The organism is Chitinophagaceae bacterium, from assembly GCA_007695095.1.
Classification (GTDB): domain Bacteria; phylum Bacteroidota; class Bacteroidia; order Chitinophagales; family REEL01; genus REEL01.
In genome coordinates, this window is the sequence record REEL01000086.1 from 15,750 (window position 1) to 41,276 (window position 25,527).

Below are 25,527 nucleotides of genomic sequence, written 5' to 3' on the forward strand. Positions count from 1 at the left end.
GTTCGAATAAAGTGTGAAAGATAGTCAGTTATTTCCAATAGGTAGTTTAGTCGTATTAATAGTTATACTTATACTGGTATTAGTGTTACCGGTAAAGATTCCGTATAACATTGACACAAAGGGTTATATTTTGCCTGCAAAAGAGTGGTACCTTGAGAGAACCCGGGATGGCAGCTTATTATCAACTTTAAAAGATAATGCTACAGAAAAAGTAAATTCTTTTAGAATAACAGAATTTCAAAGAGGCGATATTGCCGGCTTTGAATTAAACCATTTATTGGAACAAAGGGGCGATTTTATATTTCGAGGGGATACTATCGGGTCATTATACTCAAATGACGAACTACGCAGGGAAGCTGAATTATCTGGATTATTGGCCGAATATAAAGCAGAACTGGAATTTTATTTGGCAGGAAGCAAACAAGAAGAAGTTGAAGCTGCATTAGCTAAAGTTCAATTAGCTCAGGAGCGTTTGCGAACCGATCAATTAACTTATGACAGAAACTTGCCTTTAATAGAGGATTCCTTAATAGCACCGTCTGAAATAGAATTATTAGAGCAACGCTTAAAAACCCATAAAAGTGAAGTTGAAATTGCTCAGGCAAATTACAGAGCCTTGATAACCGGAGCAAAGCCGGAGCAAATTGAGTGGAGTATAGCCAGAATAAATAATATAGAAAGACAACTGGAAGTATTATCATCTCGTATGGATGCATTTACTATAAAAGCACCTTTTGACGGTGTATTACATCCCAAAAGAGTAACCAATGAGCAGCATTATCCGGTAATTGGTCTGGCTGATACTTCTTTTTATATAGTTAAGATGCCGGTTGATATAACGGAAAAAGACTACATATTTCCAGGGGCAACTGTTACGGCAAGTATACCGGGTTTCAGCGATAAGCCAATTGGAGAAGTTATTCGTATTGAGCCGGGAGTAAACAGAGTTGATGGCAGGCAAGTGTTTTTTGTGAGTGCTAAGTTTCACGCAGGAGAATTCAATCTTATGCCGGGGCTTTTGGCTGATATGCAAATAGAATGTGAGAAAGTAACGCCCAGAGAATTTTTATACAGATCGGTTAAATTAATATTTGCACAATGAAACTGAGGTATGAAAGAAAATATTTGGTTCACAATGACCTTCAGGAGGTTTTGAGGGAGCGTTTTAAACCTTTCCTCAGGCCTGACAAGCATGCAATAGGTCCGTTGGAATATCCTGAATATACAGTCAGAAGTATTTATTTTGATACCCATGATATGGCGGCTTATTTAGACAAAATAGAAGGCTATAAAAGAAAGAAAAAGCTAAGAATCAGGGGTTATAATGTTCATAGAAATGGCGATAAGGTTGTTTTTGAAATTAAGCGGAAAATTGGAGACAGAATTTATAAAAACAGAGTTTTCTTAGAGTATGAAGAGCTTCCTAAAGTTATGGATCCTTCGCTTGATTCAGGTGGTGAATCATTAAGAAATAAGTCATTTTTGAATGACCCGAGTTATAAAAAGTTTAAGTATAATTTGCTTCGCTATCATATGCATCCGGTGATTTTAATTTCTTATGAAAGGGAACCTTATCATGGCCAGATTGATAGTGGTGTGCGAGTGACTTTTGACAAAAATATAAGAAGTAAGTTTGCACCTTCTTTAGATGAGCTTTATAGTGAAACTTTTATGAGGCCATTGTTTAAAGATCATTTTATACTTGAAATTAAGTATTTTACGGATTTTATGCCAAGCTGGGCTAAATCTATAGTTGCTGAATACAATCTTCGTAGAGAAGCCTTGTCTAAGTTTTCAATAGGTATAGATGCGCATCATGATGAGAGGATGAAGTTGCCTTCTTCTGCATTTAGAAGCTATCGTTTGTCCGGATTAAGTAATTTTGTATTTAAGAAAAAACTATGATAGAAGAATTTCAGGATATATTCGTTTTTTCAATTAGTCTGAAACAAGTTATAGCAAATGTTTTAGTGGCTTTAGTATGTGGTGTTACTATTTCTTTGATTTATCGCTTTTCATACAGAGGTTTAAATTACTCTACTTCATTTGCAAATTCTATAATTATGCTGACCATGATTACATCTATAGTGATTATGGTAATCGGAAATAACTTAGCTCGTGCATTCGGATTAGTAGGGGCTATGTCAATTATTCGATTTAGAACGGCCGTTAAAGACTCTCAGGATATAACTTTTATCTTTTTTGCACTCACTATAGGATTGGCAGCAGGGGTGGGGCTATACGCAGTCGCCTTTGCCGGTACAGCAATTATCGGCTTTATCATTATGGTATTAAGTGCCATAAACTTCAGCAGTAAAACAAAAAAGGAATATCTCCTTCAGATTTTAACAGTACCAAGCGGAGAAAAAGAAACTCCCTATCACGACTATATTAAAAAGTATTGTAGACGATATAAGTTAGTGAATGTAAAAGCAGTTGGAGAAGGTGATAGTGAATTACTTGAGATTTCCTGGTATGTCACTTTAAAAAATGAAGAAGACAATAGCATTTTCATTTCTCAATTAAAAAATATTCCGGGTACTTCTCAGGTTAATTTATTTTTTGATGAAGAATAAGCTTTAGCTTTTCTTTGCAAAAGAATTCTGCATTATGCTCAAATATAAGTTGATTATTTCTTTTCTTTTTTTACTTTATATTTCTATCGGTATCGGTCGTATGGCTAATGCAGAAGTGAATTTAGAAATTCTTTTGCAGGCTGTTTATGATAACAGTCCGGGTATTAAAGCTTCTGAAAAGGGAATAGAAAGGTTTATGCTGGAGCAAAATCGTTCAAAATATAATTTTTTCCCCGATTTACAATTTGATTACAGAAATAGAAATAACAGAGGTCTTTTTGTCGATCCGTCAACCAATATTCTGAGTAGAGATATAGTATTTGGCAATCATGCTTTTTTGTCCAGTGAAATCACCATTTTTAATGGTTTTTATAATCATCATTACAGAGAACTTAGCAGGGTTAGAGTAGAAGTGGCAGAATTAAGAACAGAATTAGAAAAACAAAGTATTGCCAGAAAGGTTGCTGTTGCTTATTTCACAATTGGTTTGCTGAAAGAGGAAATTAGCAGATTGGAGAAGTTGATTGAGCAGTACTCACTTTTGGAGAGATTTACTTCGGCAAGAGTTGAGAGCGGACTATTGCATAGCAGAGACATAGCACTTATTCGTGCAGAAGTTGCTGAAATTAATTATAAAATACTCGAGAGCCGGATCATGATAGACAATCAGGTGATTTTTTTACAGCAAAACAGTGGCTTATCCGGTTGGGAAGCTGAAGATTTGGAGTTTGATTCATTTTTTGAAATGCTGGAAGAAATTGATGATCTAACGGCTCCTGTTGACGCTGATGCATCTCAAATTCCAATAGTTTCTTATTATGAAGCACTGGAAAGAGCTGCCGGATATTCATTGAAAATGAGAAGAGCAGAGTCATATCCAAGCTTGAAAGCGGAGGGAATTATAGGTACAAGGACTTCTACACTGGGAGAAGACCCTTTTTCGAGTCAATTTTCTAATAACAATTATCAACAAATTGGCTTACTGTTAAATGTTCCTATTTTTAATCGTTTACATTACAAAACTGCGATTGAACAGGCTAAAGTAGATATTGAAGTACTTGCTTATGAGAAGCAGGCTGTAACAGATGCCTTTCAGTTAGAGCTGACAGCTCTCGGAAGCAGCTTAAATCTGCTCAAGAGGCGACTGGAAGTATATGAGGTGCGGTCTGAGGCACTTGAAATGCAATATGAGTTCATTTTTGAAAAGTTTCACAGAGGACTTTCAGATATTTTAGACTTAAGTCAGATAAGACATGACTTAACAGAACTACAATCTGATAAATTACAAACTCAGATAGAACTGCTTAAGAAAACAATAGACATGAATTTTTTGAAGGGAGAAATATATTTTGATTAATTTTAGGTATGAAATCTGTTAAAAAAGTCTTTTTATTTACTCTTTTAGCTTTCATAATTATAGCATGTAAAGAAAAAGATAAAGAGGAAGAAGATGAATACATAGAGATTGAAATTGTACCTGAATTAGTAACCGTATTAAGTATGCAGTTTGAAGAAACTTCAGGTCTTATACACTCAGGTGGGCAATTATGGACGCACAACGACAGAGGGTGGTTTAATCATATCTATGCAATTGATAAAAATACCGGAAATCCATATATAACCTTAGTTTTAAATAATGCAGGAAGTGTAGATTACGAGGATTTGGCCAAAAGTGAAATGTTTATTTATGTAGGTGATTTCGGGAATAATACAGGTAATCGAAAAGATTTAAAAATCTATAGAGTACCTAAAATTGAAATAAATTATGAAAACCCGGGGATACAATACTTACATGTTAATTCCACCCGGTTTTTTTACCCGGAACAAGACGTATTCGAATCAGGTAATCAGCATAATTTTGATTGTGAAGCTTTTATTTGGTTTGATAATCATTATTATCTTTTTTTAAAACATCGCTTAGATAATAATACCACACTTTATAAAATACCGGCTCAACCCGGAGAATTTGCTGCAGAAAAACTGGGAAATTTTGAGAGCAGAGGTCAAATCACCGGAGCTGATATATCTCCTGATAGGGATGAAATAGTTTTATTGGGCTATGATAAAGATGAGGATGTATTTATTTGGGTACTTAGTAACTTCGAAGGTGATAATTTTTTTGAAGCAGATTTAATGTATATTAGGCTGGGTACTTTTGATGAGATTGGACAGGCAGAAGGCATTAGTTATACCGATGATAATAAGTTAATTTATATTAGTGCCGAAAAAACCAACGATACACCTCCTTTATTGTATAAAATTTCAGTTGACTCTTATCGCTCAAACTAGTTTTTAATACTGTTTTGAATTAATGTAATAGCTTGTTCCAAAGATTGATTATTGGGATTTAAATCTCTGGCTTTTAGAAAGTAGGGCAGAGCCATTGAATAATATGAATTTCTTTGCTGTAAAAAATTATTTTCTTCTTCCGGATTTAAATTCCTGTTAGTTTTTATTTCATTTATTTCAATGGCTTTATTATAATACAAAACACCTAAATTATAATTAGCATCAAAAAAATCTTTATCTATTTCTATTGCTTTCTTGTAGTATAAAATGGCATCTTCAAACTTATTAAACCCACTTAATAGACTGGCTTTTATAAAATATAAACCCTTTTCATTAGGAAAAGATTTAATTAGTTTTGTAAGGTCTTCAATCAGTTCATTCTCTCTTCCCAGATAATGAGCTATATTTACAGCTTCAGCTAATAAATCATTATCACTTGGAACTACAGCAGTTCCTTTTCTTACTGTTTCAAAAGCAGCTTCAAAATCTCCTTTTATTTTATGAATCTGAACCGCAGCTAAGTAAATTTCAGGATTACGGGTGTTGTTTTTAATGAGCTCATTGTATAGATTTAATGCTCTTTCGGTTGAGCCCTCCTCCTGAAGTATTTTTCCGTATTGAGCTATCCCTTGATTAGGGGTGTTTCTATAATTCCTTTTTTTAAGAAAGTCATAAATTTCCATATATACCTGATACAAAACTAATCTATCGTCTATTTTAGCGCTTAAACCATGTTTTATTGACCATTCATCAATTAACAACATTATTTTTTCTGAATTTGAAAGTATCTGAAACAGATATTGATTTGAACGATCTCTCTTAATTGCAGCTTGTAGAGAAAACCATGCATCCTTAAGATTATTTATGTTTGGATTACCAAATCTTTTGGCATTTTCTTCTTCAAAGGAAGATATAAGAATTAAGCTTTGAATGAGCCAGGGATAAGCCCGGACATTAAAATAAGAATCTGATACAGCCTTATTTATTTCAGCTAAAGCCTTATCATTTTGACCTAAAATGTAATGCCTGTATGCTGCTTCTGTAGCATTATTTTGTGCAAATGAATTCAGGAAAAAAATGGTACAAATGAGAACCGAAACAGAAAGTTTCATTATTTTTTATTTCAAATATAATATGTAAAAACAGGAAAACCTGTTATTCGAGGAAATTAATCTCTCCGAAAATCACCGTTTTGCCATGCTTCTATAAATTTTGCCCATGCAAATGGGTTGAAAATATTCATAGGTGGTCTTTGTCCGGCATAGTAGAATTTTTCAGCTTCTCTTCTTAAGTAATAGCTTTGATTTTCCCTGGGATCCATTGTCATTGCAGCACCCATTTCTCTCAATATTTCCCTGTCAAGGTTTCTTTTAGCTCTTTCTAAATCATCGTCAGGTAAGTCAAGACTCAAAAAAGCTTCTCTAAACTGTTCCTTTGTTGGCCATGGATAAACTATTGTTTCAGATAAATGAACGGTATCTCTGGTCATAAGCTTTATGATTGAATACCTCTTCTCATCCAAATTCTCCGGAATAACATATTTTTCATCATTATAACCTAACGCACTAAAAATAATAGTATCACCCGTCTCAGCTACAAAAGAAAATACTCCTTCTGCATTACTGGCTGTACCCCTTAATTTATTTTTAATAATAATGTGGGTGTAAGGTAAGCCAATTAAGCTATCACTTGACATAATTACACCACTGAACTGTATTATTTTTCCGGAGTTTGAGCCGGTATTAGCATGAATAATACTCGTACTAAAAAGAAAGAAAAGTAAAAAAAGGAGTCTCATTAAAATTATTTTTACAACCAAAATTATTAAAACTATTTGAGTATTTAACTTCCTTTAAGCTATTATAATTGTGTAATTAACATTTTACCTGAAATTTACTCTTTTAAAAGCTGATCAATTTTAGTTTTTACCCTATTGGCTGTAGGTTTTGTGAAGGTGTAAAAATAGTCTCTTACTTCGCCGTTTTTATCAATCAGGTATTTATGAAAATTCCATCTGGGTGTAGAGTTTATTGAACCATTTTGTTTTTTATCTGATAAAAACTTAAAGAGTTCAGACTGATTTTTGCCTTTCACTTTTGTTTTGTCAAAAATGGGGAAAGTTACCCCATAATTTATTTCACAGAAGGATTGAATATCATAACCTTCCAAAGGTTCTTGTTCTGAAAAGTCGTTAGATGGAAAGCCAAGTATTTCAAATTCTTTTTCATTGTATTCTTTATAGAGAGACTCTAGCTCTTTGAATTGGGGAGTAAACCCACATTTAGAGGCAGTATTTACTATCAATAAAACTTTTCCTTTATATTCAGATAAACTTACTTCTGTCCCGTCAATTTTTTTTACCTTAAAGTTGAAAATGTTTTTCTTTTGACTCATAAAATTAATTTTCATATTTAACACAAACAACTATAAAATGTTTTTTGAAACCGGAAAGTGAAGGTATTAAATCTCATTCTCTGCATTAAACACTTCCAAAAAACTTTATTTCAAACTGACTTTATCTTGATTTTCTTTTGTGTGCTTCTGGTTTGAGTTGATTTTTTCTATCTCTGCAAAAATTTTATCCACGTCATTTCTTAAGGCATTATAGTCATTTTGTTGCTCTTTAATAGCTTCAATTAATAAAGCAACTAAAACAGAGTATTGAATAGATTTATAGCCTTCATTATCAGTATCCACTACTTCGGGGATAATTTTTTCAACTTCCTGAGCAATTAGTCCTATTTTTGAACCGCTTTCAGCAAGTTCATCACCGGCATATTTATTCCAGGAATAGCTTACACCTCTTAACTCCATTACTTTTGATAAAGCATATTGCAAAGTTTCAATATCCTCTTTAAGTCTTTCATCAGAGGATTCAGTAATACCATCCGACTTAATTCTACCACCGACGTGCAGGCGGTATGCGGGGTTATTATTATTAATACCAACATTACCGCCATTATTGTATATGTTGCTGCTGTTAACTACCCATTGGCTTCCATTCCAGTATGTAGTGTTACCTGCTGCTGTTCCGTTTGGTAGCAATCCGTCTTGTCCGGCCGGCCCTTGAGGTCCTGTTGAACCTTGTGGTCCCTGAGGTCCTGTGGCTCCCTGTTGCCCGGTCGGTCCTGTAGCACCTTGCTGTCCGGTTAAATCTATAGTGGTAAAGCTAGAACCATCGGAATAATTAATTGTAAAAGTACCGTTTTGATTATCTGTAGTTGAGACAATTCCTACGCCATCAGTGCCATCTTGTCCATCTGAGCCAGAAGTTCCTTGTGGACCTGCCGGTCCCTGAGGGCCTAAAACCTGACCGGCATTCACTGTAGTATTGTCTGAATAAGTCAGAATTAAATCACCATTAAAATTGACTACAGCATTAATTATTCCGACTCCATCTTGTCCGTCATTTCCGTCTTGTCCATCTATTCCGGCAGGACCTGATGGTCCGGCAGGGCCAATAGCTTCTACCCATTGAGTGCCGTCAAAGTACCAAAACTGATTAAAATCTGTATCATAAACAAATAAACCGGTAGCCGGATTATTTATATTATTTCGTTGCAAAGTTGTTACACGAGGTATTAGTACCCCTTTATCGGAAGATTGTATTTCAAGAATAGCAGAAAGGTCAGGGGTAGTTGTTCCAATTCCTACATTATCCTGGGCAAATAAACTGAAATGGGAAAAAGAAACAAATAAAAAACAAGAAATTAGTTTTTTCATAGCATTAAGTGATATTAAGTATGTTATTATTGATGAATTTCAAGAGTAGCACCGGAGGTTGTTTGAACTTCCAAATGTCCACCATTTGTGGTGTTAATGTCTAAAGTATAACAATTTGCATTATTCCCTGCATGTATAACAGGGTTATTGGGAGTTCCACCCGGAATAACTACCGGCGAGGAGGATGTTGGGACGCTGACTTTATCCCAATTACAGGCTTCATGCCAATCATCGTTGATACTGCCTGTCCATGTCCAGATACCCGCAGGACCACCCGGGGTACCTCCGGGAGTGACTGTTACAGCTACACAAGAAGACCAGCAATTATTAGCTCCCAGAGCATTAAAGTAAAAAGTGCCACCGGATGTTACGTTAAAAGTTCCACTAAGCGGATTAGCCGTGCTGGTTCCGCAGGAAGTTCCCTGATAGTAATATGTAACACCGCTTGGAGGTGTTGGGAATGTTATTGAAGCTCCACTGCAATCTTCTACTACAGTTGGATCCGGAGGAGCCGGAACTATGCTAAATTCCCAGATTGAAAAGCTACTGGTACTTGAACCATCGTTCGTCGGGTCAAAGTAAGCACCTCCACCCGGGTCTGTAGCCGGTAAAGTTGTTGACCAGGTTGGAGATGTATAATAAAGTCTGTTTTCAAATGGTGTATAAGCTATTTTAGGCCTTGAAGAGTTTTCTCCAATATATGATGACCATATAGCCTGATAGTTTGAGTTAAATCTCATCATGAAATTCGAGCCAAAGCTTGGAGATGTTTGATTATAAAAACCACTGTATGGAATAGCTATAGCATTATTTGTGCGGGCTGATAAAATAAAGTCTCCGCAATCAGTAAGAATTGGATCCCAAATAAAGTCTCCACCTCCATCATGCCCCCAATAGGTAGCCCATTGGCGCGCACCACTGTTGTTAAACTTTAAAATATAACTGTTGAAATTATCAAAACTGCCTCCACCACCTGAAGCATTGGCAGGGGCTGTAGTTTTGTTATAAGCGCCGGACATGCTTTGAGTTGGGAAGTTGATACTGTTTGTACTTCCGGTAATAATAATATTGTCACTGTTGTCTGTAATGATTTGCAACCCGTTACCAAATGATGAACGTGTACCATCATTATGTGCTCCTCCATACATGGTATTCCACATCATGGCACCATTTTGATTAAAACGGGTTATCATTAAGTCAATTCCACCGGCATTAAACATTTGATTATAAGCACCGGACATGCTCATTAGTCTTTCATTTGTAGCATTACTGGATGAATTCCATGTTGACTCAGTTACTATATAAATATGATTATTGCTATTAAATGCTATGTTTGAATTGCTTTGAGATCCGGGGCCACCAAGAAATGTTCCCCAGATTTGATTGTATGAACTATTAAGTAATAAAATAAACACCTCCCAGCCACCTCCACTAGTTGATTGATTATAAGCACCAGACCTAAACATTACCGGAGGGTTTCCAAAATCATAGGTATTATATACAATTCCAACCAATCCACTATTGCTGATTGCTATACTGGGATGAGCTGAGGAATGTCCACCAATATTTGTAGAGTGAAGTAATGATCCGGTATTTCTGTTAAACCTCAGGTAAAAAGGTCTTTGTTGTGCAGTATTTTCAAAATAACCACCCCCGTTAACCAGTGGCATTTCAGTACTACCACTACTGCCAACTATGTGTAATATATTACCGTGTATAGCCATCGGACTGGTTCCTAAAGCCCAAACTGTACCTGTTCCTCCAAAATATGTAGCCCATTCTAAAGCTCTGTTTGCATCAAATTTTGCTATATAAGCATCAATGTTTCCTCCAAATGCTTGCTGATAAGAACCTCCGGGTCCGACTACAGGATAGTCTGTTGAAGGTGAAGATATTGCATGAGTACTTGCAAGTAAAAACATATTACCATCTTCATCAGCTACTATATTGTTTCTCTCCATAGAACCGGCACCGGAAGCTGTTTCAAAATATGTTGCCCAGGTAAGTGTTGGGTCAATTGTCAGTTTTTCAAAATAATCTGCATCAGTTTTGAAACCAATCACTCCATCATTTAAAACATATTCAACTGTGACTTGCTGCTCTTTATCTCCATTAATAAACGAAACAGGAATATCCTCAATGATTTCTTCAAAAAGTGTAGAAATATATACTTTGCCGTCTCTTAAACTTATACCTTTCGCACCCTCGTAATTAAGTTGCACATCTTCAATATTTGCACCCTTATGGAGAATGATATCATATTTTATTCCGGATTCTAGTTGATAAAAAACGATATCAATATGGTCATATACATTTTTGTATCTGATTTGATTAAAGGTATTTACTCCTTCAATTAGCTGTTTATTAAGGTAAAAGTTCTTATAGTGACTATTTTTCCCTTCACCGATGATCTCAACATTTTTATTTGCATTTAAAAAGCGCAAATCAATTCTATGCATAGTTGTTTGAAGCAATGGAATCAGACTGTCGATTTTGTCTTGTTGTCCTTCATATTCCGTAAAATCAAAATCTTCCAATTGTCCGAAGTTGTAAACGACTCTATCTTTCTCAAAAAATAAAGCGGCATTATTAGTCCCGTATGAAAATGCAACCTGAGGTTGTAATTCCAGTTTTTTATTCATCACTTGCCCTGAATTTTCAATAAACTGGGCTTTTGAAGTTAGATTTAGAATAAAAAAAGATATAAAAAGTAAAACTAAATGTTTTGTCATCTATCTGTTATTTAAAGAAATGTACTATAAAAATTTTTAAAAAAATCGACAAGCTTTTACTCTGTCAATAATGATCTAAACTCAGGATTATCCATCATTATCTCAATCAATTTTCTCTGTAGTTTGATTTCAGATTGTATTTCAGCTACTACTTCAGTGAGAGCTGCATATTGACTATTGCCGTATTGTATCATTTCCTGCTGCTCTTTTATAGCTTCGATTAATAAGGCCACTAAAACAGAATAATGGACAGATTTTATTCCCTCTTCATCTGCATCTACCACTTCAGGAAGAATTTTTTCAACTTCTTGTGCAATTAATCCGATTTGCAACCCTTTTTCCTGATTTTCAACAGAAGATTTTTCATTCCATGTATATGAAACGCCTCTTAGAGCCAGCACTTTTGCCAAAGATTCTTTTAGGTCGTTTATATCATCCTTTAGTCTTTCATCTGAGGATTCTGTAATTCCGTCAGAACGAATTCTGCCGTTAACATGTAATCTGTAGGATGGATTGGTGTTGCTGATTCCAACATTCCCATTGTCACGTATGGTAATACGTTCATTTAAGGTTCCTGTATTACTTACATAAAAACTTAATCCCGCATTGTATCTTGCAGTTGTTGAGTACCAGCCTGTTCCGGCAGTATTATAGTTTTTAGTGGCAATTTTCGCATATACATAATCCTGAGAGCTGCCGGTATAGTGAAAGTCAATTGCTTTTATTTCAGTGCCACCAACAGCCATACCATCAGTGACTCCACCTGCATTTCTATTGTCAGTATGGTCGAATCTGACATTACCGCTGTTACTTCCTCCAACTAAGTGTAATGTAGCTTGAGGAGCTGCATTGCCTATACCAATATTACCATTGTTTAAAATGGTCATTACCTCATCACCGTCAGCTGTTATTCTATAAGCAGTACCTTGAAAATTCCATCTCGGACTTCCGCTTAAAGTAAAAGTAGTGGAAGCCCCACCTAAAGGCTCTATAAGCATACTTCCTGCACTGGTTTGAACTTTAAAATTGCCCTCTACATGCAATCTTTCATCCGGAGAGCCGGTTCCAATACCAACATTTCCGGAGTTTTTATTATAAATATTATTTCCGTTTTGATTCCACTTACTATCATCAAATGGAGGAACACCTGTTAAATCTGACCAAGGTATAGTAGGTGTAACAGATAGAACTCCATTGTTATTAGATCTTACATATCCGCTAGATAATGCTCTTACCCTTAGATTTCCTTGCACATCTAATCTTTCAGTAGGTGAAGTTACACCTATACCTACATTACTATTTGAGCCTCTCATATATATCCAGCTACCGGATTGTGCATTTCTGAATTCTATATCTCTGCTACTTTCGCTGGTTTCAAAATAATACGGACTCCCATAATCATATCCAAGCTCTAAAGTATGTCCTGTGTTATAGCCATGCCATCTAAACATAGTATAACTTTGACCGCTACTAATGCTTCCGTCACCACGGTGAATAATAATGTTGCCCGGTTCAATTCTTAGATTCCCATCAATATTCGTGTTGCCACTTATATCTAATGGGTAAGAGGGAGACATGTTTCCAATTCCCACGAAACCATTGTTCATTAAGGCAATTCTGTTTTGGTTATTGGAAGTAAGAAAAAACGAATGATTGGAAAAAGTACCAATTCTTCGATCACTGCCAACCATTCTAATATTTCCACCTATATTAAGCCGTTCACTTAATGTAGTGGTACCAATACCGGTTCTCTGATCATCCCGAACAATAAACATGGAAGTACCGGAACTGTTAATAATTTCAAAACCTTTACTGGATGCTGTGTTTCCTGTTGTCCTAATCTCTAATTTTGCATCAGGTGCAGCCGTCCCAACTCCAACATTTTGAGCTGTTGAGTATTTGCAAATAGTAATAAAAATTAAAGAGAGGAATAAAAAGTAAATCTTTTTCATATTAAATTGATTATATGGTGAAGTATATATCCTAGATACTAACTTAATACATTTTTTAAAAAGTGTAAAATTTAATTCGGCTATATTTACGCTCTGTAAATAATTAATTTTACGATTCTGAAAATAAAAAGGTTCTAATTATTAAGCTTTTATAATTTTTTTGTAAGAAAATTGTAATAGTTTTTACGCTCTGCTAATTCTAAATTTAAGTAACTTTATACTTAAAGTTTTATAATGAAAAAAAATAGGAACCAGTTTTTAGAGGAATTATTTAATACACTATCTAAGCAGGAAAAAAGGTGGATAAGCCACAAAATTAAAGAAGCTAAAACTGAAGATACAAAATTCGTAAATTATTATTTTGACAGTTTTCTGAAGAATTCAAAAACTAATGTAAATTTTAATGAGAAGCAAATTCATAATTACAGAAATAAGATTTACAGTTTTGCAATTGATGAACTGCTGATTTACAATCGCAAAAGTGATTATTTGGATCATCTGCGATCTGAAATTAGTAAAGCTCGTTTGCTGTACCAAAAATCCCTGCTTAGTCAGGCCGAGGTAATTTTATTAAAAACATTAAAAAAAGCCAGGCTGAATGAATGGTTTATACAGGAATATGAAATACTGGTTTTATTGGAATCTATTCTGATTAAAAAAGGTGAAAATTCAGGTAAGTTTATTAACTCTGAAGAGTTTATGATGCGGTTGAATGAATTAGAGAAAGATAAACTTGCAGCTATTGAAAAATGTAAAAGCGAGGCTGAACTTGAAACCTTAAAAAATAAAATTTTTGTTCAAATACGTATTGACAGGTTTAGTAACAATAATAGGCTAAAAGAGGAGTTTCCTAATATTTCAATATTAGAAAAAGAGCAGTATCCCCGTACAAAAGAAAGTTTTCGTTTAAATCTCATTTATCACTCAATTTTAGGCATTTATCTTATTTCAATAGGTAAAGAGGAAGAATCAATCAGCCATTTTAAAAAGATACTGGATATTTTTGATGAAAATGAGGTGCTGTTTGAACTAATGAAGCCAACTCATGAAATCTACTTGTATAACTATATTTTAAATGCGCACAGAATCAAAAAGTATGACGATTATTTTCATTTAAAAATGGAGTATTTAAAAGCTTTATCTGATGAAAAACCGGAAATGAAAGTATCTTTTCATTGCATGAATTTGATTTGGAAAAGTACGATTGTTGATGTAAATGGTCTTCAAAATGCGATTAAGGAAGCAACCCTAGATTATAAAAATAAAAAGTTTGAATTCCCCGGCATTTATTTGGAAATGGATTTCTACTTTGATTTATGTACTTCAAACTTACTAATCAATAATATGGAGGAGGCGCTTAATTGGCTGAATCAAATCTTGAATCATGATAACTGTAAAAAAGTGATGGACTTATATTCAATAGCACGAATAATGCAAATTATTTTACACTATGAAATGGGAAATGTCATCTATCTGCAATCACTAATTCCATCTGTACAAAAAAGCTTTCAAAAAAGAGATAAAGTATATGAAGTAGAAAAGCTTATGGCTACTTACATTTTAAAAATTGTAAAAAGCAAAACAAAGCAACAAAATTCAATGTTTAAAGATTTACATGATAAGCTAAAAATTCTGGAAAACTCAGAAAGTGAGAGTCAAATCATGAATTATTTTAACTTTACAGATTGGACGGAATCTAAAATAAGCGGGTTAAGTTTTTTGGAAACTGTTAAAAAGCAAACAAACAATTAAAGTAAAAAATACCTTAAAAGTTATTTAAACGTTGGATACATTGAAATCTTTATTTTCATTGTAGTTCATACTTTATTAATAAATTTGCGATTTCTAAATTTTAATTTTTTCTATGAGCATACTGCGATTTAAACTAAATATATTAACTGCATTTATTTTTTCATTTTTAGTTGTTTTGGACTCTGCCATAGCACAGCAATCTCATGACCCTACTCACAGGCGAATTGATTCTGAATATTGGCAGGCTTTAGCCGGATTGAATTATGTTTTCAGAGATGGGCAGTGGGTCCCGGAATTTAATGAAACTATGCTTGAGCTTGAAGGGCAGGAAATAACTTTAAGAGGTTATATCGTTCCTTTTGATCATGGTAATAGATTTGATAATTTTGGTTTGTCAGTTTTGCCAATTGCTCAATGTCATTTTTGTGGTCGCGGGGATATACCGGAAATAGTGGAAGTAATGGCTAACAAAAGAATTTGGTTTACTACTCGCCCAATTACAATACGCGGTAGACTTCGATTAAATTATACTGATGAAGACAGAATGAGTTTTATTCTTTGGGATGCAGATGAATCAGATTAAACAGAAACATTCTAAAGTTTTTGAAGCATTTTTTAACTTTGTCCACTTAGTTTTTACAAAGTTTTTTCAAAAAATAAAAATCGGTATGTCCGGCCTAAAGGTATTTTCATTGATTTTTCAAAAAATAAAAGTTGCCGGTAATTCTCCACTTTTTTTGTTAACCCTTTTTGCATTTTCAACATTTTCCTGCTCTGATAGTTCTAAAGATTTTGTTAGTGAAACAGAAACTTTGAGTTACACTAAGCCCAAAAGATTGACGGACGGACCTGTTTTACAAAGAGATTCAATGGCAATTTTTTTAGACAGATCTTCTACTTTTAATTTTGAAGCCGATACCACTAATCCATTATGGATTCAGCATGATACATCATTATTGCATCAAGCAGTGATGACACCGGTTTGGGATATTTTAAATTTACTGGAATATGAGAGAGAGTATATAAACGGAACACCCTGGTATGTGCCCAGATTTCCCCGTGAAATCAGAGAATTAGAAGGAACAGTAATTGAATTAAAAGGATACATGGTTCCAATGGATCCGGGTATCATGCACGATAATTTTTTGATAAGTGTATTGCCTTTGATGCAATGTCATTTCTGTGGACAAGGCGGAATACCTGAAATGGTTGAAGTCTTTTCTAACAGACAAATTCGATATACAGAAAGTATAATTAGTATAAAAGGCCGGCTACGATTAAATGATTCTGACGAAAAGCATTTTACATTTATTCTTGATGAGGCCTCTTTACTTTAAAAAAACATCTGATTTAAGCTGATTAAGATCTCTTATTGAATTCAGCTTTAATGATGTCTCCAAATTCACTCCAGTAAGAACCTTCCGGTAATACTTTAATTATCACTTTTTCCTTTTTTACGGGATGAACAAACTCCAGTTTTAAAGCATGCAGGTAAATTTGATTTTTATCATCAGCTTTTTGACCGCCATATTTTACATCACCTAAAATGGAATTTTTATTTTGAGATAATTGAGCTCTTATTTGATGAGATCTGCCAGTTTCAGGGTAAACCGCTAACAGGCTTTTACCATGCAAATTACCTAAAAGTTTATATCGCAAAATGGCTTCTTTACTATCTTTTTTTTCTTTGTTGAAGGCTTTTACTGTATTTTTCTCATTATCTTTTACTAAAAAATGTTTTAGTGTTCCTTCAGTTTCTTTCGGAAATCCATGCACTATAGCAAGATAAGTTTTTTTTACTTCTTTATTTCTGAATAATTCCTGCATCCGGGTAAGTCCTTTGGATGTTCTGGCAAATAAAATAACACCGCTCACAGGGCGATCAAGTCTGTGAACAACACCTAAAAACACATCTCCCGGTTTGTTGTATTTCTTTTTAATATAGTCTTTAACGTTTTCACCTAAAGGCATATCCCCACTACTGTCTCCTTGTGATAATTCACCTGATTTCTTTTGAATAGCAATGTAGTGATTGTCCTCATATAAAACTTTCATATTTCGATTTTTTGAATCTTGCGTTAATTGATAAAATTACTCTAAGTTTTCGAACTTAAACCTTGTCGATGAGTTCAAGTGTATTTTTTTCTAACTTCTGAAGAGATTTTTCTTCTATTACATAGGGCGGCATAAAATAAATAACATTCCCCAGAGGTCTGACCATCAACCCCTTTTCTATATAAAAGTTATAAATAAAATCTCTTATATTATTTAAATAGGAAGTTTTGTTATCGGTTTTTATGTCAAAAGCCAGTATTGTACCACATTTTCTTAAGTTTTCAATTTTGCGGTTATTGGCAATTTTCTTTGAAAATGAATCATAAAAATCCAGAATCTTGCTTTGATATTCAACAAGACTTTTTTCTTCAAAAATTTCAATGCTGGCTAATGAAGCGGTACAACTGAGAGGATTTGCGGTAAACGAATGTCCGTGAAACAAGGTTTTTTGTTTAGATTCATCTAAAAAAGAATCATAAACCTTTTTATTTGAAATTGTAACGCCCAAAGGCATGCAGCCTCCGGTAATTCCTTTTGAAAGACAAATTATGTCGGGTAAAGACTGAGTATGCTGAAAAGCAAACATTTTACCGGTTCTGCCAAATCCGGTCATAACTTCATCTGCTATACTGAGAGCCCCGTATTTTTTTGAACTATTAATCATAAATTCCAGCACTTCAGCCGGGTACATTTTCATCCCTCCGGCTCCCTGTACTAAAGGTTCAAATATAAAGGCAGCGACATTACCTTTTTCAAGCTCTTCGATTACTCTTTTTTTAAAATTTTCAATATTTTTTTGATCCGGGAAAGGCAGAAAATCTACTTCAAAAAGATAGTCATTAAATGACTGCGTAAAAACACTTCTTTGACTTACGGACATAGAACCAAAAGTGTCGCCATGATAAGCACCTTCCAAAGCTAATATTCTTTTCTTTTTTGGTTCGCCGGTGTTTTGAAAATATTGTATGGCCATTTTTAAGGCAACTTCAACAGCCGTTGAACCATTGTCAGTATAAAAGACTTTCCCATCATTGATTTTAGTCAGTTCAATTAACTTTTCAGCTAAGTTCACTGCCGGTTCATGTGTGCAACCGGCAAATATTATGTGCTCTAATTTGAGAAATTGTTCGTAGATTCTTTCAGCTATCAGGGGGTGGCTGTGTCCGTGTACATTTACCCACCAGCTACTTACGGCATCTATAAATTCTTTTTCATTTTCATCCCAGAAAAGTGCTCCTTTAGCTCTCTTGACAACAATGTTATCGGGAGCATTTTTCATTTGTGTATAAGGATGCCAGACATATTTTTTATCTCTTTCTTTTAGCATTACAATAATATTTTTTCCCAGTTTTTTTGAGTTTTTAAATAGGATGCTGCTTTTATAATTTCAACTTTATTGATGTTTTTTATATCAGGAATATCAAAAAATAAAAGGTCATTATATTTATTAATCAGAAAGCTGCTTGCATGACTTTTCCACTCTCCATTTAAAATCACAGCGTTTATTTTAACATTACTTTGTTTAATTATTTCAATGCTTAGTAAAGTGTGATTGATTGCTCCCAAATAATATCCTGCAACTAAAACAACAGGTAAATTATATAGCTTAATATAATCTAAGAAAGTTTCCGTTTCATTCAGAGGTACTAATATGCCACCGGCTCCTTCAATAATTAGTTTTTGATTGGTTATTGGTGGCTGCAGTTTTGAAAGCTCAACCGTCGTATTTTCAAGTTTTGAAGCATAGTGAGGCGATTCCGGTGCTTTGAAGATATGCTTTTCGGGTATAAAATCACTTTCGGGAAGCCCGGTATTTAACTTTACCCATTCAGTATCGGTAGATGGTTCTAAGCCTGCCTGCACCGGCTTCCAGTAATTGCCTTGAGAAGCAACTAATAAAATTGAAGAAATTAGTGTTTTCCCAACACCTGTCCCTGTTCCGGCTATAAAAATCATTTTTGGACAAAGTTAGTCAGAATTAAATAAGCAGTAAAGAAGCTCAGCCAATATTTTGAACATTTTAAAAACTGTAGATAATTTAAAAATTAATAGCTTACTTTAGATGTATAAAAAATACAAGATTTATGGACCGGAGTTTTATTTTAACTTTTGTTTATTTCCTGATAATTAATTTCTCTGCTCTGGCTTTGGGCTCTATTTTAATGGGAGATGGGGCGAGGGGTGAATGGTATCTCAGTCTAGAGTTGGCGCCATGGACTCCACCGGGTTGGGTATTCGGTTTTGCCTGGTTTACGGTAATGACTCTGTTTAGCTATTTTATGGCTAGTTTGAAAACAGAAGGCATTTTTAAGTGGAAAGTATATAATACCTTATTTATTTTATTTTCTATACAGTGGATTTTAAATGTCGGATGGAATTTATTCTTTTTCAGGATGGAATTAGCTGTACCTGCATTATTGATTATGGTGCTCTTGTTTATAAGTTTGTTTTCTATAATGTTTTATTCGGCTTCGCTAAGTAAACTCAAACTCTTCTTTATATTACCGTATATTATTTGGCTTTTCATTGCACTTTCATTAAATGCTTACGTTGTTATTAAAAATTAAAAAAGCTGATCCTATTAGAATCAGCTTTCCCTATTTTAATATTTTAACAAATTTTACTCATCTTCTGATTTTGCCTGAGCTACTGCTGTTGAAGATGAACCTGAAGAGCATTCTTTCTTCTTTGCTTCTGCAGTCTTTTCTTTACCTGCGCAAGAACGAGTAACTTCAGTAGTTGATTCCTGACTAGCGGCTACAGATGTAGTTTCTTTGTCAGCGCTTGCTTTAGAACCTCCACCGCATGCAACGGCAGTATTAAAAGAGAAAAATCCTACAATTGCGAATGCGAAAAATAATTTCTTCATAAAAATAATTTTTGGTGATATAATTAATAATAAAACGCAAGTAAATGAAAATAGTTGTTGTTTTCTTTAAATTTCACAATGTTTTTTCTATGTTATAAATCAATAAATTTATATGATTTTGAAGCTTAGTTAGATAGTAGTGTTTAATTTTTTTTAAATTTGAAATATTAAGCAATTTTAGAGCTTTTAAAAACAAAATTGACTGAAACACCGTTTTTAAATTACATAGCAAGTAAAGCACTAAATTTTACATTTAAAATATTTTCTTAAATATGAATCAAATATCTTTTAAAAGATTGTTAACACTCGGATTAGTTGTTGTTTCAGCTTTTCTACTTTTCAATTTTGTTACGAACACTTCTGCAGAAGCATATAAATTACAAAAAGACAGAACACTTCTGTCACTTATTCAGCAAACCATTCATGAAGGACATTACGAGCCCCGAGCTATAGATGATGATTTTTCTGAAAAGGCTTTTGAATTGTATTTAAGAAGACTGGACGGTCAAAAGCGTTTTTTTACTCAGTCTGATGTTGAAATATTGAAAACCCATAAGAGATCTTTAGATGACGAATTTACTGCATTGAAATTTGATTTTTTTGACCTTTCTGTGAGTTTGATGGAGGACAGAATTAATTTAGTTTCTGAATGGATTGATGATATTTTAAAAGAACCTTTTGATTTTGATAAAGAGGAATGGATAGAGTTAAACCCTGATAATTTAGAGTTTGCAAAGGACGAGGAAGAATTGAAAGACAGATGGAGAAGGGTTTTAAAATATCAGGTTTTAACAAGGTTGTATAATTCTATGGAAAATGAAGATGAAGATTCAGATTCAGATGAACCTGCTAAGACTTATGAAGAATTAGAAAAAGAAGCACGTGAAGGAGTAAAAACCTCACAAAAAAATCTAATCAGAAGGTTGGGGCAGATGGAGCGTTCTGATTGGCAAGCAATGTATATAAACTCATTGACCGGTGTTTTTTGTCCGCACACAGCTTATTTCCCGCCGGAAGATAAAGAGGATTTTGACATAAGTATGTCCGGTCAATTAGAGGGAATTGGAGCTCAACTTCAGGATAGAGATGGCGAAATAAGGGTAACGAATATTGTTCCGGGTAGTGCATCATCCAGGCAGGGAGAGTTGGAAGTAGGGGATGTAATCCTAAAAGTTGGTCAGGGCTCTGAAGAGCCTGTTGAAATTACCGGAATGCGTTTAGACAGAGCAGTTCGATTAATTAGAGGTCCTAAAGGGACAGAAGTAAGGTTGACTGTTAGGAAAGTAGATGGAGGCGGGCAAACAGTGATTCCAATTATCAGAGATATAGTAGTCCTTGAGGAGTCGTATGCCAGAAGTTTTATTTTGGAAGATCCGGCGTCGAAAGAAAAATACGGTTACATCAAACTACCTAGTTTTTATGCAGATTTTCAGGGTAGGGGTGGCCGAAATAGCAGTGATGATATTGAATCGGCAGTCAAGAATTTAAAATCAGAGAATATGGATGGAATAATTCTCGATTTAAGAAATAACGGCGGAGGTTCTTTACAGGATGTAGTAGATATAGTAGGTTTGTTTATAGAGTCCGGACCGATCGTTCAGGTGAAATCCAGAATGGGACCTGCACAGATATTAGCTGACAGGTCTAATGAGTTATTGTTTGACGGAAAATTATTGGTACTTGTAAATCAGTTTAGTGCATCTGCTTCAGAAATTTTAGCTGCCGCAATTCAGGATTATGAAAGAGGTGTTATTGTTGGAAGTGAAGGTACTTTTGGAAAAGGTACGGTTCAAAGATTTTTTAATCTGGATCGTTTTTTAAGTGGAAATAACAGAGCGCTGGCACCACTCGGCTCAATAAAGCTAACAACTCAAAAGTTTTATAGAATTAATGGCGGTGCTACTCAGTTAATTGGTGCTGTACCGGATATTATTTTGCCGGATAATTTTATGTTAATTGAGACCGGTGAAAGTGAGCATGATTACCCACTTTCCTGGAGTGAGATTGATCCGGTACAGTATAATAAATGGAAAAATCCGCCTCATTTAGATGATTTGAGAGCTTCCAGTACTAAAAGAGTGCAGGAAAATGAATTATTTGGTCTTATAAAAGATAACGCACAGAGATTGCACAGACAAAATGAAGAAAGACGTTTTCCTTTGAAATATGATTCTTATGTTGAGCATCGCAAAGCACAGAAAGAAGAATCTGAAAGATTTGATGCTATAAATAAAACAGAGCTTGAAATTAATGTTCTGAATTTATCTGTAGACAAGGCAGATATTAAAGATGATGAATCAAAGAAGGATAGAAATGAAAGCTGGATAGAAGAGATAGTTAAAGACCCTTATGTTTTTGAATCATTCCAGATTATTAAGGAAATGAATTAAAGGAAGTTTTAGTCCTCCTTTACTTTAGATTTCTTGTTTTTTAGTTTTTACTAATTGAGCTAATAGTATATCAATAGTATGGTTTATTACGGATATTTTATCTGTCAATATTGCCCAATCAGGCTCTTCTGAGTTGAGGGCAATATTTTCAACTTCTTCAATTTCTTTTTTTGTCTTTTCAACGCCCAGATAAACAGCGGCAGATTTAAGTTTATGTGCTGCTTTCCCTAAAGACACCGCGTTTTTTTCTCTTAAATATTTATTAATCATATCCAGTTCTTCCGGTGTTTCTTTGATAAGCAAATCAATTATTTTTTGCTTAAGAACTTCATTGTTTTTTGAAATTTTGTCTAAATAATTTAAGTCTATGGAAGTATTTATCAATTGATTTGATTTCTCAGCTGTGAAACTACTTTCCGACTTTTTCATGATTTTTTTGTTTGCAGGTAGAAGCTCAACAATTTTTTCAAACAAATAATCGGGTTCAAATGGTTTAGAAATATAGGCATTCATCCCTGACTGTAAACATTTTTCGGCCTCTCCGGTAGTTGCATATGCCGTTAATGCCAAAATAGAAATATCCTTTATTTCTCTAAACTCATTGTTTGATCTGATAGTTTTAGTAGTTTCAAGGCCATCCATTTCAGGCATTTGGACATCCATTATAATAAGATCATATCTGCTTTCTCGCAGCTTTTGCAGCGCTATTTTTCCATTGTCTGCTATGTCTAAAGAAATATCCGGCCAATGCGTTTTTAATGTTTCTGTCAAAACTACCTGATTTAGTTTTTTATCCTCAGCAATTAATATCCTTACGTGGGGAGCAGGAGAGTATATGCTGATTTTATCATTTACTTTATCATTGTTTTGGTTTAAGGGTGCATTTTTTCTAACTAAAAACGGAATGTTAAAAGTAAATTCAGAGCCTATGCCTACCTGACTTTTTACAGATATTTTACCGCCTAATAATTCTATTAGTTTGTTTGTAATGGCTAAGCCTAAACCGGTTCCTTCAATAACTTGCTTAGCATGCTGATGTATTTGAGTGAAACTATTAAAAATAAATTCAATTTTTTCCTTAGGTATGCCAATTCCGGTATCGGTAATTTTAAATTCTAACCAGGCTTTATCTCCTTCAAATTTGGTGGCTTTTACACTAAGTTTAACATATCCTTTATTGGTAAATTTCAAAGCATTACCTAATAAGTTGAAAAAGATTTGATTGAGCCTGAGAACATCGCCTTTTAGATAAGTTGGGATATCAGAAGATATCTCTTTAATCAGTTTAATCTTTTTTTCCTTTGATTTGAACTCAATGGTTTGAAAAACTCTGTTAATGGTTTCAACCAAATTAAAATCTTCTTCCTCCAACACTAATTTTCCGGCTTCGATTTTACTGAAATCAAGTATATCGTTTATCAACTCAAGGAGATGTTCCACTGAAGTGCTTATTGAATCCAGGTATTGTTTTTGACGTTCATTTAACTCGGTATTTCTGAGGAGGTGATTCATTCCGGAAATAGCATTTAAAGGTGTTCTGATTTCATGACTCATATTTGCCAGAAATTGTTCCTTTAATTTGGCTGAACGCTGTGCGATTTCTTTCTCTCTTTTTAGGTTTTCGTTCTTTTTTACTTCTGTTATATCTCTTACAATTCCCTGATATCCATAGTGTGAACCGTCATTGGCTTTCCATAGTGTAGATGTTACCAGACAATTTAATGGAGTACCTTTTTTCGTATGTAAAATAACTTCAAAGTCTCTTACGTAGCCTTTTAATTCAATTTCTTTTTTAAATTTTTGTCTTTCAAAAGGGTTTTTATATAAAATCCTTACATCCAGGTTTTTGAGTTCCTCTCTGGTATAGCCAAAAAGTTCTAACATAGAATTATTGAAGTCTATAAAGCGACCGTCTTTGGTGGTTATATAGATTGGGTCGCGGGAAGCTTCAAATAATGTGTGATATTTTTCCTCACTTTTTATTAATGCTTCCTCAATTTCCTTACGGGAACTTATGTCTTGTATAGTTCCTATAATCTTTTTGGCTTTATCTTTAACTGATTTAAGCCTGAGGTTGATATACTTTAATTTTCGGGTTTCCTCTCCTGTAACGATTCTGAAATCAATATTAAACTCAGATTCATGCTTTAGACTATGATTAATAATTTCATCCAGAAAATCCCTGTCATTGGGATGTGTCAGTTTAAGTAAAGTCTCTAAGTCAGGTTCAAAGTCTGCTTTGTTTTTTTCAAAAATATTATATATTTCATTTGACCATGCCATGGATAAGTCATCCGTGCGGAGTTCCCAATTGCCTATTTTTGCGATTTCCTGAGCATCTAAAAGCTTTTCTTCACTTTTTTTTAATCTGGCTGCATAGTTTTGAAGTTCTTTCTGAAGGTTGTGTCTTTCAATTGCATAGCGAATAGATTTGGCTAATAGATTTCCGTCATATTCTCCTTTTACCAGATAATCCTGCACACCGGTTTGAAAACCGGAAATACCTTCTTCCGGATCTTCATATCCGGTTTGTATTATTATTGGGAGATTTAGCTCTAATTCGTTTATTTTACGGATGGCATCAAACCCAACACTATCAGGTAAGTTTAAATCTAAAACAATTAAATCAAACTTTTCTTTTTTAAGCGTTTCAATGCCGTCAGCCAGATAAATGCAATTAGTGATTTCAAAGAAGCCCGATAAACTGCTTTCATTAAGCAGCTCAATCATTAATCTGGCATACTCACGACTATCCTCAATCAATAATATTTTAATTTCTTTTTGCATAATATATGTGTGAGCTTATTCAAATTTACATATATTTTATTGAATAATTATGATAATTGATATTTAGCTTAGATTTACAGAACAGTTTAATTTTGCTTTTAATTAACAATTCAAAAAAATCATTCTATTCACAGAAATTATGATAAAGGTAAAAATATCCACTAAACCGGGAAGTAAAATTGAAATACTTCAATATGATAAGGAAAAAGGCCTTTCTGCCAAGATAAAAGCATTACCGGTAGAAGGAAAAGCGAATAAATACATTATATCATTTATTTCAGAGAGAATGAACATCCACAAAAGCAAAATTGAATTGGTATCAGGTTTTAAAAGCAGAAACAAAACATTGTTAATTCATATTGACGAATCGGAATGGTTATCTAAATTGGGGGAGTTAAGTTA

At 34.0% G+C, this 25,527-nt stretch carries 22 protein-coding genes; 11 read left to right on the forward strand and 11 right to left on the reverse strand.

Annotated features, from left to right (window positions below):
* The first annotated feature begins 13 nt into the window (after nt 1–13).
* From EA412_04595 to EA412_04615, 5 genes are read left to right on the forward strand one after another with little or no spacing between them, the layout of a single operon-like run.
* Complete coding sequence (locus tag EA412_04595) at nt 14–1,102, forward strand: hypothetical protein (GenBank protein ID TVR80496.1); 1,089 nt, start codon at nt 14–16, stop codon at nt 1,100–1,102.
* Nucleotides 1,099–1,905: a polyphosphate polymerase domain-containing protein gene (locus EA412_04600; GenBank protein TVR80497.1), complete on the forward strand. Its 807-nt coding sequence runs from the start codon at nt 1,099–1,101 to the stop codon at nt 1,903–1,905. The genes EA412_04595 and EA412_04600 overlap by 4 nt, the downstream gene beginning before the upstream one ends.
* Nucleotides 1,902–2,576, forward strand: coding sequence for a DUF4956 domain-containing protein (locus EA412_04605; GenBank protein ID TVR80498.1), 675 nt, complete (start codon nt 1,902–1,904; stop codon nt 2,574–2,576). Before EA412_04600 ends, EA412_04605 begins: the two co-directional genes overlap by 4 nt.
* Before the next feature lie 34 nt (nt 2,577–2,610).
* On the forward strand, nt 2,611–3,933 hold the full coding sequence (locus EA412_04610) for a TolC family protein (GenBank protein ID TVR80499.1): 1,323 nt from the start codon (nt 2,611–2,613) through the stop codon (nt 3,931–3,933).
* Nucleotides 3,934–3,941: 8 nt separating this feature from the next.
* Nucleotides 3,942–4,865: a hypothetical protein gene (locus tag EA412_04615; protein ID TVR80500.1), complete on the forward strand. Its 924-nt coding sequence runs from the start codon at nt 3,942–3,944 to the stop codon at nt 4,863–4,865.
* Here EA412_04615 and EA412_04620 read toward each other — a convergent pair.
* The 6 genes from EA412_04620 to EA412_04645 all read right to left on the reverse strand — a co-directional run bounded on the left by EA412_04620 (nt 4,862) and on the right by EA412_04645 (nt 13,272).
* Nucleotides 4,862–5,977: a tetratricopeptide repeat protein gene (locus EA412_04620; protein ID TVR80501.1), complete on the reverse strand. Its 1,116-nt coding sequence runs from the start codon at nt 5,975–5,977 to the stop codon at nt 4,862–4,864. The genes EA412_04615 and EA412_04620 overlap by 4 nt on opposite strands.
* 56 nt (nt 5,978–6,033) lie before the next feature.
* Nucleotides 6,034–6,663 carry a carboxypeptidase-like regulatory domain-containing protein gene (locus EA412_04625; protein TVR80502.1) on the reverse strand — a complete coding sequence of 210 codons (630 nt, stop codon included), beginning with the start codon at nt 6,661–6,663 and terminating at the stop codon, nt 6,034–6,036.
* 95 nt (nt 6,664–6,758) lie between these two features.
* A complete protein-coding gene (locus tag EA412_04630) occupies nt 6,759–7,259 on the reverse strand; it encodes a glutathione peroxidase (protein ID TVR80518.1) in 501 nt (166 codons plus the stop codon).
* A gap of 105 nt (nt 7,260–7,364) precedes the next feature.
* Nucleotides 7,365–8,588, reverse strand: a complete 1,224-nt coding sequence (locus EA412_04635; protein ID TVR80503.1) for a hypothetical protein — start codon at nt 8,586–8,588, stop codon at nt 7,365–7,367.
* Nucleotides 8,589–8,614: 26 nt separating this feature from the next.
* Nucleotides 8,615–11,320, reverse strand: coding sequence for a hypothetical protein (locus EA412_04640; protein ID TVR80504.1), 2,706 nt, complete (start codon nt 11,318–11,320; stop codon nt 8,615–8,617).
* A gap of 56 nt (nt 11,321–11,376) precedes the next feature.
* Nucleotides 11,377–13,272 (reverse strand): tail fiber domain-containing protein, encoded by a 1,896-nt coding sequence (locus EA412_04645; GenBank protein TVR80505.1) that lies wholly within the window; start codon nt 13,270–13,272, stop codon nt 11,377–11,379.
* A gap of 234 nt (nt 13,273–13,506) precedes the next feature.
* Here EA412_04645 and EA412_04650 point away from each other — a divergent pair, with 234 nt between their 5' ends.
* The 3 genes from EA412_04650 to EA412_04660 all read left to right on the forward strand — a co-directional run bounded on the left by EA412_04650 (nt 13,507) and on the right by EA412_04660 (nt 16,361).
* Nucleotides 13,507–15,024 carry a hypothetical protein gene (locus EA412_04650; GenBank protein ID TVR80506.1) on the forward strand — a complete coding sequence of 506 codons (1,518 nt, stop codon included), beginning with the start codon at nt 13,507–13,509 and terminating at the stop codon, nt 15,022–15,024.
* 112 nt (nt 15,025–15,136) lie between these two features.
* The gene (locus tag EA412_04655) at nt 15,137–15,607 is read left to right on the forward strand and encodes a hypothetical protein (protein ID TVR80507.1); all 471 of its coding nucleotides are present in this window, start codon (nt 15,137–15,139) and stop codon (nt 15,605–15,607) included.
* Entirely contained in the window at nt 15,594–16,361 is a 768-nt protein-coding gene (locus EA412_04660; protein ID TVR80508.1) for a hypothetical protein, read from the forward strand. Before EA412_04655 ends, EA412_04660 begins: the two co-directional genes overlap by 14 nt.
* A gap of 22 nt (nt 16,362–16,383) precedes the next feature.
* Here the strand turns inward: EA412_04660 and EA412_04665 are convergent, their stop codons facing one another.
* The 3 genes from EA412_04665 to bioD are packed head-to-tail and all read right to left on the reverse strand — an operon-like array spanning nt 16,384 to nt 19,035.
* Nucleotides 16,384–17,079 (reverse strand): RNA pseudouridine synthase, encoded by a 696-nt coding sequence (locus EA412_04665; protein TVR80509.1) that lies wholly within the window; start codon nt 17,077–17,079, stop codon nt 16,384–16,386.
* Nucleotides 17,080–17,134: 55 nt separating this feature from the next.
* Nucleotides 17,135–18,406, reverse strand: a complete 1,272-nt coding sequence (gene bioA / locus EA412_04670; protein ID TVR80510.1) for an adenosylmethionine--8-amino-7-oxononanoate transaminase — start codon at nt 18,404–18,406, stop codon at nt 17,135–17,137.
* A complete protein-coding gene (bioD, locus tag EA412_04675) occupies nt 18,406–19,035 on the reverse strand; it encodes a dethiobiotin synthase (protein TVR80511.1) in 630 nt (209 codons plus the stop codon). Before bioD ends, bioA begins: the two co-directional genes overlap by 1 nt.
* Before the next feature lie 128 nt (nt 19,036–19,163).
* Here bioD and EA412_04680 point away from each other — a divergent pair, with 128 nt between their 5' ends.
* Nucleotides 19,164–19,646 carry a tryptophan-rich sensory protein gene (locus EA412_04680; protein ID TVR80512.1) on the forward strand — a complete coding sequence of 161 codons (483 nt, stop codon included), beginning with the start codon at nt 19,164–19,166 and terminating at the stop codon, nt 19,644–19,646.
* Between the two features lie 53 nt (nt 19,647–19,699).
* Here EA412_04680 and EA412_04685 read toward each other — a convergent pair whose 3' ends face one another.
* Nucleotides 19,700–19,948 carry a hypothetical protein gene (locus EA412_04685; protein ID TVR80513.1) on the reverse strand — a complete coding sequence of 83 codons (249 nt, stop codon included), beginning with the start codon at nt 19,946–19,948 and terminating at the stop codon, nt 19,700–19,702.
* A gap of 272 nt (nt 19,949–20,220) precedes the next feature.
* Between EA412_04685 and EA412_04690 the strand changes: the two genes are divergently transcribed.
* Entirely contained in the window at nt 20,221–22,338 is a 2,118-nt protein-coding gene (locus EA412_04690) for a tail-specific protease (GenBank protein TVR80514.1), read from the forward strand.
* Nucleotides 22,339–22,362: 24 nt separating this feature from the next.
* On the opposite strand, the gene EA412_04695 is transcribed toward EA412_04690, so the two are convergent.
* The gene (locus EA412_04695; protein ID TVR80515.1) at nt 22,363–25,125 is read right to left on the reverse strand and encodes a response regulator; all 2,763 of its coding nucleotides are present in this window, start codon (nt 25,123–25,125) and stop codon (nt 22,363–22,365) included.
* Nucleotides 25,126–25,264: 139 nt separating this feature from the next.
* On the opposite strand from EA412_04695, the gene EA412_04700 reads away from it, so the two are divergent.
* On the forward strand, nt 25,265–25,527 hold a 263-nt coding region (locus EA412_04700; GenBank protein TVR80516.1), incomplete at its 3' end, for a DUF167 domain-containing protein.